The following is a 10,652-nucleotide window of genomic DNA, read 5'->3' as shown; positions in this document are numbered from 1 at the left end:
ATCCTGCGCAAGATCGCCGAAAACGACTACGGCAGCCTCGGCGACACCTCGACACTCGCAGACCCCTCGGTGGTCGAGGAACTGATCGCCAACCGTGCAAACGCCTGAAGGGGAGAGATAATGCGAGACGGAATGGACACATCGCAGAGCGCTACCAACCTTGTTCTGCTCGGACCGCCTGGCGCCGGCAAGGGCACGCAAGCACGGATGCTGGAGGAGCAGTTCGGCCTGATGCAACTGAGCACCGGGGATATGTTGCGTGCCGCAGTTGCGACGGGCACCGAATCGGGAAGACAGGCCAAGGCGGTGATGGAGGCGGGTGATCTGGTCAGTGACGGAATCGTCATAGCCATCCTGCGCGATCGTCTGGCAGAGCATGATTGCGCTGGCGGTGTGATCCTGGACGGGTTTCCGCGCACAACGGTGCAGGCCGAGGCGTTGGATTGGCTGATGTCCGACATGGGGCAGGGCATTCGTGCGGCAATCAGCTTTGAGGTGGATGACGCCGCGATGGTGACGCGCATTTCCGGGCGCTACACCTGCGCGGGCTGTGGTGAGGGCTATCACGATACGTTCAAGATCCCGGCCATAGCGGGTATCTGTGACAAATGCGGCGGCACGGATATGAAACGGCGCGCCGATGACAATGCGGAAACAGTAGAGAGCCGCCTGCGCGCCTACCATGCGCAGACCGCGCCGCTGATTTCCTATTACGAGTCGCGCGGGGTCTTGGCCCGCGTCGATGCGATGGCCGAGATCGAGACCGTCGCAAAAGAGCTGAACGCGATCGTCGCGAAGGCGGTCGCGTGAAGAAGAAAAGTCCGTGCCGGGATGGTCCCGGCCCGGACAGGAGGAAGCCGTTTACAAAGGGAGGGCACGCTTTGTCCGATCAAGAAAGAGCAAACGCTTATTGGAAAGCCAATTTGCGTCTCATCACATGGAGCCTGGCAATCTGGTTCATGGCCTCGTTTGGCTTTGGCATCCTGTTTCGCCCTGTGCTGTCGGGCATCGCCATCGGCGGTACCGATCTGGGGTTCTGGTTCGCACAGCAAGGATCGATTCTGGTCTTTCTGGGGCTGATCTTCTTCTACGCCTGGCGAATGAACAAACTCGATGCCGAATTTGGCGTCGGAGAAGAATAAACAGGGGGAGGGACAATGGAACAAACAACGCTCAATATTATCGTCGTTGGTCTCAGCTTCGCGCTCTATTTCGGGATCGCGATCTGGGCCAAGGCGGGATCTACGGCCGAATTCTATGCTGCGGGGCGTGGCGTGAATCCGGTCGTCAACGGGATGGCAACGGCAGCGGACTGGATGTCGGCGGCTTCGTTCATTTCCATGGCGGGTCTTATCGCCTTTGTGGGTTATAACAACTCGACCTTCCTGATGGGCTGGACCGGGGGTTATGTTCTCATGGCCATGCTGCTTGCGCCCTATCTGCGCAAGTTCGGCAAATACACCGTGCCCGAGTTCGTGGGCGACCGCTTCTACAGCAACAAGGCCCGTGTCGTGGCCGTTGTCGCGCTGATCACCATGTCGGTGACCTATGTGATCGGTCAGATGGCGGGTGCCGGCGTGGCGTTCTCGCGCTTTCTAGAAGTCGAGAACACGACCGGACTTCTGATTGCCTCGGGCGTGGTCTTTGTCTACGCGGTTCTGGGCGGCATGAAGGGCATCACCTATACGCAGGTGGCGCAGTATTGTGTGCTGATCATCGCCTACACGATTCCGGCGATCTTCATCTCGCTGCAACTGACCGGAGTGTTTCTGCCACAGATCGGCCTGTTCTCTGAGCATACCGCATCGGGGCAGTATCTTCTGGTGACGCTGGATAGTCTGCTGAACGACCTTGGCTTCAACCAGTACACCTCTGGTTCAAGCCCTTGGCTGATGGCACTATTTACCCTGTCGCTGATGATCGGCACCGCCGGTCTGCCGCATGTGATCATCCGCTTCTTCACCGTGCCGCGTGTGTCTGATGCGCGCTGGTCTGCGGGCTGGGCGCTGGTCTTCATCGCGCTGCTCTACCTCACCGCTCCGGCTGTGGGTGCGATGGCGCGTCTGAACATCATGACCACCATGTGGCCGAATGGCGTGCAGGGCGAAGCCGTGCAGGTCGAGGAACTGCCGGATTGGTTCCGCACCTGGTCGGTTACTGGGCTTCTGGCTGTCGAAGACAAGAACGGCGACGGCAAGATCCAGTACTACAACGACAATTCCGAAGCGATGACGGCGCTGGCCACCGAGCGTGGCTGGCAGGGTAACGAGCTTGTGACGTTCAATCGTGACATCCTCGTGCTTGCCAACCCGGAAATCGCCGGTCTTCCGGGCTGGGTGATTGCCCTGATCGCGGCGGGTGGTATTGCCGCGGCCCTATCCACCGCGGCAGGTCTGCTGCTGGCCATTTCCTCGGCCGTCAGTCACGACCTGATCAAGTCGACGATCAATCCCAACATCTCTGAAAAGGGCGAGCTTCTGGCGGCCCGTATCTCGATGGCGGCGGCGATTGTGGTGGCGACCTATCTGGGCCTCAACCCGCCGGGCTTTGCCGCGCAGGTGGTGGCACTGGCGTTCGGTCTGGCAGCGGCGTCGCTCTTCCCGACGTTGATGATGGGTATCTTCTCCAGGCGGATGAACTCTGCGGGCGCGACAGCCGGTATGCTGGCCGGTCTGATCTCGACCACGCTCTACCTGTTCCTCTATCTGGGCTGGTTCTTCATCCCCGGAACGAACGTGCTGACGCCGGATCAGTACCTGTTCGGTATTCCGCCCACGCATTTCGGGCCGGTTGGTGCGCTTCTGAACTTTGGTGTCGCCTTCCTCGTGGCGCGGATGACGGCAGAGCCGCCGCAGGAAATCCAGGATCTGGTGGAAAGCGTGCGTATCCCGCGCGGTGCCGGTGGGGCCGTGAGCCACTGACGAACCTCTGGACAGGGGCGGCGAATGTCGCCCCTGTTCGCTCATGCCCTCCGACATTTACGGATCAAGGCCGCTGGGTATTATGGACAGGACAGCGCCAGGGGAGGAGCCCGCAGCAATGAGCGAGCCCGATACCGATCTGATAAAGGTGCTGCGCCGACACGCCCCGTTTGATGCGCTGCCCGGCGTGCTCTGCACCTCTCTGGCCCCGGACCTGACGCGCGTTGAAATCGCTCCGGGGGAGTTGCTCTTTGCCAAGGGCGAGCCGCTGGCGGGACTTTATGTCGTTGAAAGCGGAGCCCTGGATATCGAGACGGGCCATGCCGATCTGGTCTCGCGCCGGGGTTCTGGCGATATCCTTGGCGAACGGGGGATGTTTCGGGATGGCAACGCCCAACTGACTGCAAGGGCGGCAGAGCCGACCCGCGTTATTGTTATCCCCAGGGCGCGTTTTCTCGATCTTATCGAGCAATCAGAGGACATTGCCCGCTGGTTCGCGCGTGCGCGTCCAGCTGAACCCGGCGATGATGGTCCATATGCCACTGGTCTGACCGCGCTTCAGGTCTCGGATCTGATGGCGCAGACGCCGATCACCTGCACGCCCGAGGACTCGATCACCGATGTGGCGCGCCTGATGCGGGATCATGTGATTTCTTCAGTTGTGGTGATGCGGGGCGAACGTCTCGCCGGGATCATCACCGTGCACGATCTGACCAACAGGGTTCTGGCAGAGGGTTTGACCGGAACTGTGCCGGTGGCGCAGATCATGACGCCTGATCCGGTGACCATCGCCCCCAATCAGCTGGGGCTGGATGCGCTGATGCTCTTGTCCGACCTCAAGGTCAATCACCTGCCGGTCGCGCAGGCGGGCCGCGTGGTGGGGATGATCGGCAAGACCGATCTTTTCCGCCAACAGGCCGTAACCGCGAGTCATATGGTCGCGGATATCGCCAGCGCCGACAGCGCCGAGGATATGGCAAATGTGATGGAACGGGTGCCGCTGCTGTTGGCGCAACTGGTGCAGGCCGGGGTCCGGCCGCAGTCGATCACCCGGCGGATCACCGATATCACTGATGCCATTACACGCCGGCTGTTGCGGCTGGCCGAGGCACAGTTTGGCCCCGCGCCGGTGCCCTATCTCTGGGCAGCCTGCGGCAGTCAGGGACGGCGCGAACAGACCGGGATCAGCGATCAGGACAACTGCCTAATTCTGGACAACAAAGTGCAACCTGAACATGATGGCTATTTTGCCGCCCTTGCGAAATATGTCAGCGACGGGCTGGATACTTGCGGGTTTTTCTACTGTCCCGGCGACATGATGGCGACCAATCCGCGGTGGCGACAGCCCCGCAGAGTCTGGCGCGACTATTTTCTGGGCTGGATATCGCAGCCGGATAACCAGGCGCAGATGCTGGCCTCGGTCATGTTCGATCTGCGCCCGATCGCGGGCGAGACGTCGCTGTTTGCCGATCTGCAGGCCGAGGTGCTGCAGGCGGCGTGCCGGAATTCAATCTTTGTGGCGCATATGGTGTCGAACTCGCTCAAGCATACGGTGCCCTTGGGTCTTTTTCGCGGCTTTGCCATGATCCGCTCGGGTGAGCACAAGAACACCATTGATCTCAAACTGTCGGGCGTCGTGCCGGTGGTTGATCTGGGCAGGATCTATGCGCTGTTGGGATCGTTCGAGGTGGCGGGTACCCGTGACCGGATCGAGGCGGCACGTGCAGGTGGTGTAATCTCGGAGAGTGGCGGGCGCGATCTGCTGGACGCTTATGACCTCATCGCCGAGACGCGCCTGCGCCATCAGGCGGCGCAGATCAGGGCGGGGAAGAAGCCTGATAACTTCATGCCCCCCGCCGATCTGTCGGATTTGGAGCGCAATCACCTGCGCGATGCGTTTATGGTGGTCAAGACAATGCAATCGGCCCTTGCACAGGCCAGAGGAGCACCAGGATAACACATGTTTTTTGAATTGATCGCTACATTCGCAGTGGGCATTGGTGCCGCAGGCCTAGCCCTTGTCGCAGGGCATCTGAGCAGGGGACGTTTGCCCCGCTATGCCGCGCCTGTGGTGGCAGGGATTGCGATGCTGATCTATGCGATCTGGTCGGAATACACTTGGGCCGAGCGCACCGTGAACACGCTGCCCGAGAGTGTCGAGGTGCTGGTTTCTGTCGAGGAGGCCAGATTCTGGAAGCCCTGGACCTATGTGGTGCCGCAGACCACGAGGCTGATGGTACTGGACCGGGCCGGGGTTCAGACCAATCCGGCGGCCCCGTCGATGCTGCTGGCGGATATCTATCTCTTTGGCCGCTGGGCCCCGCCGGTAAAGCGCCCGCAACTGGTGGATTGCGTCAATGGCGCGCGGGCCGATGTGAGTGAAGCGGCGCTGACCGACCCGTCGCAGGCGGAATGGATGACAGTGGGAGCGGAGGATCCGCTTATCGGGGCGCTGTGCAATACCTGACCGGGAGAGGAGGCCCGAGACATGTCCGAGAAAACAGTTCTTCTGGTGGAAGATGAGGACAATATCGCCCTAGCCCTTGAGCATCTCATCGGGCGGGCAGGTTATCGGCTGCGGCGTGTCGCCTCGGGGGATGCGGCACTTGCCGCCCTGGCCGAGGAACGTCCTGATCTGGTCGTGCTCGACGTGATGCTGCCCGAGCGTTCGGGATATGAGATTTGCCAGTTGATCCGCCGCGATGCTACGCTGAAGAATGTCAAGGTCCTGATGATGACCGCTGGCGGCGGCGAAGTGGAGCGGCGCAAGGGGCTGGCGGTCGGAGCTGACGCTTTCATGACCAAGCCTTTTGCCACGGCCGATCTGACCGCACAGATCGGCGCATTACTGGCCGGGGCTGATAGTGCCTGAGCGCCTCTCAGCGCGCCTGAGTCTCAGGCTGCGCTTTGCGCTTTTTTTCGCGGCGCTTGGTCTGGGTGGTGCTGCGTTGATTGCCGCCGCGCTCTGGTTTGGCCATGCCCGCGCGGGGGGGGCGGTGGATGGCTATGTGATCGCAGGGCTGATCGCAACTCTGGGCCTGTTGGGGCTTTCGGTCTGGATCGGGCTCCTTTTCGACGAAAACGTCGCAAAACCCATTCTGGCCCTGGCTTCGGATCTCACCACCCGCGCCCGTGCCGATGTGGATTTGCAGATTGATGAGAGCCAGGCCAGGCATCTCAGCACGCTGGCCCCTGCCGCCAATGCAATCAATACGGCCCTGTCCGAGGCCCGCGCCGCGCGGCAGCGCGCGGTCGAGCGGCAAACCGCCCGGCTCGCCCGCGAAAAGGCGCTCTTTGAAGCGTTGTTCCGTGATCTGGGTGAGGGCGCGGTGGTGGCAACACCCGACAACCGGGTGATGCTCTACAATCGCATGGCGCAGGAGTTGCTGGGCGATATCGGGCTGGACCGCCCGCTTGCCGCCTTTCTGCGGCCAGAGCCGGTGCTGGATGCGCTGGCCCGCATGCAGGCCGCACGGGTGTGCGGGCAGATCAGCGCCGAGACCTTTCTGGCGGCCTCTGCTGATGGCAAGCGGTTCCTGCTGGGTCGGGTGAGTCCGGTCATTTCGGATGAGGAACTTTCGGGCCACGTCCTGATTTTCCGCGATGCGACCGAAGATCTCAGCGCGCATGCCCATCAGGATCATCTCTTCAACAGTCTGCTGGAGGGCGTACGCCGTCCCGCCGCGACCATCGGCGCATTGCTCGACGTGTTGCAATCTGGCGGCGACTTGCCGCCAGAGGCCCGCGTGAAGTTTGCCAAGGGGATCGAGGATGAAGTCACACGACTTTTTGATTGTCTGACGCACATGAGCAAGCAGCACGCAGCAGTGAAATCGCGTCGCTGGCCGATGTCGCCGGTGGCGGTGGCGCATATCTTTGACGGGATCGCCGCGCAGGTGGCGGTGCCACTGGAGGTTACACATACCGACGCGACGCTGGGTTGCGACGGTTTTGCCGTCACTACCCTGATGGGGGCGATTATCGCGCATCTGACCAAAGACGGAACGCGCGAGGCGCTGACATTGGCGGTCGAGACGGAGGGCGCGGAGACTCGTCTTGTCCTTGGCTGGCAGGGTGAGGCGGTGACCGATGGGCAGTTGACCGGCTGGCTTGAGGAACCGCTGTCATCCGCGTATGGCGATTATTCGGGGCGCGATGCGCTCAAGGCGCATCAGACCGATCTCTGGGCCGAGATGACGGCGGCGGGGCACCGTATCGTGCTGCCGCTATCCACTGCAACGGAACAACTCACTCCCGGTGACGCGCGGCCAGAGTTCTACGATTTCAGCCTGCCCGGCGCGCCTGTGGGGGAACTGGCCGAACGGGCGCTCTCGGATCTCAGCTTTGTTGTGTTCGATACCGAGACCACCGGCCTTTCGCCACGGGGTGGCGACGAGATTGTTCAGATCGCAGGGTTGCGCATCGTTAATGGCCGCATTCTGCGCGGTGAGACCTTCGACAGCCTCGTAAACCCCGGACGCCCGATCCCTCCTGCTTCGACGCGTGTGCACCACATCACCGATGCGATGGTGCAGGGCGCGCCTGATATCGCCAGGGTCGGGCAGCGGTTCCATGATTTCTGCGAGGGGGCGGTTCTGGTCGCGCATAACGCGCCTTTCGACCTGGCATTCTTGCGGCTCAAGGAGCATGTGATCGGGCGGCGGTTCGATCATCCTGTGTTATGCACCGTGCTGATGTCGGCGGGGTTGTTCGATCATACCGGGCAGCATACGCTCGATGCGCTTTGCGAACGGTTCGGGATATCCATCCCGCCGGAGGCGCGGCACACGGCGATGGGCGACACGATCGCCACGGCAGAAGTCTTTGTGCGCATGCTGGATCTCTTGCAAGCCAAGGGGGTGATGACTCTGGGCGCAGCAATCAGGGAGGAGGGGCGCATGACCCGGATTCGAAAGGCGCAGAAATACTGAACGGGGCCAAACCTACCTTGACCCGGCCTTTTCGCTCTACTAACAACGTGGCCGGTAAGCGGGCGTTGTGTAATGGTAAGACCTCAGCCTTCCAAGCTGATGATACGGGTTCGATTCCCGTCGCCCGCTCCATTCCTTCGACACTGCGGCTGATCTGTCCTCTTGACCCCGGACGAAGGGCCAGCCAAGAACCTGTCGGAAACGGCGAGGAATAGAAATTCATGGTGCGCAGGGCCGAGAACGGAGCCGATCTGCTGGACCGCGAGAGCTCGAAGCGCGTGGGAGCCCTGGCGGGGTTGTGGCCATTCCTTCGGCCCTATCGTACATTGCTGATCGCTGCCATCCTGGCGCTTGTGCTGACGGCTGCGGTGGCGCTCATGCTGCCTCTGGCGGTGCGGCGCGTAGTGGACAATTTCGGGGCCGAGGACGGCGCGCTGCTTGATCAGTATTTCGGCGCGGCGCTCGGGATTGCGGCATTGCTCGCTATCGGCACGGGCGCGCGCTATCTGCTGGTCACCCGGCTGGGTGAGCGTGTCGTCGCGGATATCCGCAAGGCGGTGTTCGATCGGGTGATCGGTATGAGTCCCGCGTTTTTCGAACGCCTGATGACCGGTGAGGTTCTGAGCCGGATCACCACCGACACAACGCTCATTCTGTCGGTGATCGGATCGTCCATTTCGATTGCGTTGCGCAATCTGCTGCTGTTCATCGGGGGTATGGCGCTGATGCTGCTGACCTCGGCCAAGCTGACCGGGCTGGTGCTGCTGATCGTGCCGCTGGTGATCGTGCCGATCCTGACGCTGGGGCGGCGGATGCGGGTGCTGAGCCGGGAAAATCAGGACTGGATCGCGAACAGTTCCGGCAATGCGTCGGAGGCGCTGTTGTCGGTGCAGACTGTACAGGCCTTTACCCACGAGGGCGAGAGCCGCGCGCGCTTTGCCGATGTGACGGAAAGAAGCCATGATGCCGCGCAGCGCCGGGTGAACACCCGTGCACTGATGACGGTGATCGTGATTTTTCTGATCTTCAGCGGTATTGTCGGGGTGCTCTGGATCGGCGCGCGGGATGTGCGGGCCGGGGACATGACGGCGGGCAGCCTGGTACAGTTCGTGATCTATTCCGTCATGGTTGCAGGTGCGGTCGCGGCGCTGTCGGAAATCTGGGGCGAACTGCAGCGTGCCGCAGGGGCGACCGAGCGTCTTGTGGAACTGTTGCAGGCCGATGATCCGGTGAAGGATCCGGCCAGTCCCGTGCCGGTGCCGCGCCCGGTTCGGGGGGCGATCGTGCTTGAGGGTGTGCGCTTTGCCTATCCGTCGCGACCGGGGGCGCTCGCGCTCGACAATCTCGATCTTGCGATACGGCCAGGCGAGACGGTGGCGCTGGTCGGACCCTCGGGGGCGGGCAAGACCAGCGTTATCCAGCTTGTCCAGCGGTTTTACGATCCTGATGAGGGGCGCATCACGCTGGATGGGGTATCGCTCTGCGATATGGCGCGGCACGATTTTCGTCGCGAACTGGCGCTGGTGCCGCAGGATCCGGTGATCTTTGCCGCCTCGGCGCGGGACAATATCCGCTTCGGGCGTCTGGACGCGACGGATGCCGAGATCGAAGAGGCCGCGCGCGCGGCCGCCGCGCATGATTTCATCAGTGCGTTGCCGCAGGGCTATGACACCTATGTCGGCGAGCGCGGCGTGATGCTGTCGGGCGGGCAGAAGCAGCGTGTCGCCATTGCCCGGGCAATCCTGCGCAATGCGCCGGTGCTGTTGCTGGACGAGGCGACAAGCGCACTTGACGCCGAAAGCGAGCGTGCCGTGCAATCCGCCGTCGATGCGATGGCGCGCACGCGCACCACGATCATCGTGGCGCACAGGCTGGCCACGGTGAAAAAGGCTGACCGGATCATCGTCATGGATCAGGGCCGGATCGTGGCGCAGGGGACGCATGAAAGCCTGGTGGCGGAGAACGGTCTTTATGCCCGCCTCGCCCGGCTGCAGTTCACCGATGGCGAGGCGGCCTGAGCGCGGCCATTCGCCTCTTGCTCAGATCATGGCGATTTGGGATAACGTCGCACGGACCAACACGGAGATCCCCATGCCCGCGCGCATCTACAAACCCGCCCGCAACGCCATGCAGTCCGGCACCGCAAGGACGAAGCACTGGGTGCTGGAATTCGTGTCCGAAACCGCGCGCGAGGTCGATCCTCTTATGGGCTGGACGTCGAATTCTGATACGCAGGCGCAGGTGCGGTTGCGGTTTTCCACCAAGGAGGCGGCGCTGGAATATGCGCGTGATCACGGGATCGACGCGGTGGTGCAGGAACCGCAGAAGCGCAAGCCGAATATTCGTCCTGGCGGTTATGGCGACAATTTCGCCACGAACCGTCGTCAGGTCTGGACCCACTGAGTCGCGTTCCCTCGTGTGAAGGAAAAAAGCCCCTCCCTCAGCCTGCGCATCCGCATCGTCTTTGGCGAAGCCGGCATGATAGGACCAGGCAAGGCCGAATTGCTGGAGCGGATCGACCGCTGCGGCTCGATCGCGGCGGCGGGACGCGAGATGGGGATGAGTTACAAGCGCGCCTGGATGCTGATCGAGACGCTGAACGCGATGTTCCGCGCCCCACTGGTCGAAAGCACGCGCGGCGGACCCGGCGGTGGCGGTGCGGTGCTGACAGAGACGGGACAGCGCGTTCTGGCGCTTTATCGCCGGTTCGAGGATGAGGTTGTGGTCGCGGGGGGCCCGCATCTCAAGGAGATGCAGGCGCTGCTCGGAGATGCCCCCGGCGAAGGGTAGTCACTGGCAC

General features: G+C 62.3%; 10 protein-coding genes and 1 tRNA gene. All 11 read left to right on the top strand.

Annotated elements, in window-relative coordinates; all coding sequences use genetic code 11:
• The first annotated feature begins 120 nt into the window (after positions 1-120).
• On the top strand, positions 121-810 hold the full coding sequence (locus tag BSG08_RS16400; RefSeq protein WP_093038929.1) for an adenylate kinase: 690 nt from the start codon (positions 121-123) through the stop codon (positions 808-810).
• A 71-nt stretch (positions 811-881) separates the two neighbouring features.
• Positions 882-1,142, top strand: coding sequence for a DUF4212 domain-containing protein (locus BSG08_RS16395; RefSeq protein ID WP_093038928.1), 261 nt, complete (start codon positions 882-884; stop codon positions 1,140-1,142).
• Between the two features lie 15 nt (positions 1,143-1,157).
• Positions 1,158-2,921: a sodium:solute symporter family protein gene (locus BSG08_RS16390; RefSeq protein WP_093038927.1), complete on the top strand. Its 1,764-nt coding sequence runs from the start codon at positions 1,158-1,160 to the stop codon at positions 2,919-2,921.
• Between the two features lie 118 nt (positions 2,922-3,039).
• Positions 3,040-4,878, top strand: coding sequence for a DUF294 nucleotidyltransferase-like domain-containing protein (locus BSG08_RS16385; protein WP_093038926.1), 1,839 nt, complete (start codon positions 3,040-3,042; stop codon positions 4,876-4,878).
• Between the two features lie 3 nt (positions 4,879-4,881).
• Positions 4,882-5,388: a hypothetical protein gene (locus BSG08_RS16380; protein WP_093038925.1), complete on the top strand. Its 507-nt coding sequence runs from the start codon at positions 4,882-4,884 to the stop codon at positions 5,386-5,388.
• Between the two features lie 21 nt (positions 5,389-5,409).
• Positions 5,410-5,793, top strand: a complete 384-nt coding sequence (locus BSG08_RS16375; RefSeq protein WP_093038924.1) for a response regulator transcription factor — start codon at positions 5,410-5,412, stop codon at positions 5,791-5,793.
• Complete coding sequence (locus BSG08_RS16370) at positions 5,786-7,852, top strand: 3'-5' exonuclease (protein WP_093038923.1); 2,067 nt, start codon at positions 5,786-5,788, stop codon at positions 7,850-7,852. The genes BSG08_RS16375 and BSG08_RS16370 overlap by 8 nt, the downstream gene beginning before the upstream one ends.
• Before the next feature lie 58 nt (positions 7,853-7,910).
• Positions 7,911-7,984, top strand: a tRNA-Gly gene (locus BSG08_RS16365).
• Between the two features lie 89 nt (positions 7,985-8,073).
• Positions 8,074-9,870, top strand: coding sequence for an ABC transporter transmembrane domain-containing protein (locus BSG08_RS16360; RefSeq protein ID WP_093038922.1), 1,797 nt, complete (start codon positions 8,074-8,076; stop codon positions 9,868-9,870).
• A 73-nt stretch (positions 9,871-9,943) separates the two neighbouring features.
• Complete coding sequence (locus tag BSG08_RS16355) at positions 9,944-10,255, top strand: ETC complex I subunit (RefSeq protein ID WP_093038937.1); 312 nt, start codon at positions 9,944-9,946, stop codon at positions 10,253-10,255.
• A gap of 75 nt (positions 10,256-10,330) precedes the next feature.
• Positions 10,331-10,642, top strand: a complete 312-nt coding sequence (locus tag BSG08_RS16350; RefSeq protein WP_093038936.1) for a winged helix-turn-helix domain-containing protein — start codon at positions 10,331-10,333, stop codon at positions 10,640-10,642.
• Positions 10,643-10,652: the final 10 nt, after the last annotated feature.

This window comes from Roseovarius azorensis (genome assembly GCF_900109455.1).
GTDB classification, from domain to species: domain Bacteria; phylum Pseudomonadota; class Alphaproteobacteria; order Rhodobacterales; family Rhodobacteraceae; genus Roseovarius; species Roseovarius azorensis.
Note: the sequence above shows the minus strand (reverse complement) of the source record. Positions and strands in the feature narration are given on the sequence as shown.

Coding starts and splice junctions, on each gene's coding strand:
- BSG08_RS16360 (WP_093038922.1), top strand. CDS start 8,074: ATGGTGCGCAGGGCCGAGAACGGAGCCGATCTGCTGGACCGCGAGAGC.
- BSG08_RS16375 (WP_093038924.1), top strand. CDS start 5,410: ATGTCCGAGAAAACAGTTCTTCTGGTGGAAGATGAGGACAATATCGCC.
- BSG08_RS16350 (WP_093038936.1), top strand. CDS start 10,331: ATGATAGGACCAGGCAAGGCCGAATTGCTGGAGCGGATCGACCGCTGC.
- BSG08_RS16380 (WP_093038925.1), top strand. CDS start 4,882: ATGTTTTTTGAATTGATCGCTACATTCGCAGTGGGCATTGGTGCCGCA.
- BSG08_RS16355 (WP_093038937.1), top strand. CDS start 9,944: ATGCCCGCGCGCATCTACAAACCCGCCCGCAACGCCATGCAGTCCGGC.
- BSG08_RS16385 (WP_093038926.1), top strand. CDS start 3,040: ATGAGCGAGCCCGATACCGATCTGATAAAGGTGCTGCGCCGACACGCC.
- BSG08_RS16400 (WP_093038929.1), top strand. CDS start 121: ATGCGAGACGGAATGGACACATCGCAGAGCGCTACCAACCTTGTTCTG.
- BSG08_RS16390 (WP_093038927.1), top strand. CDS start 1,158: ATGGAACAAACAACGCTCAATATTATCGTCGTTGGTCTCAGCTTCGCG.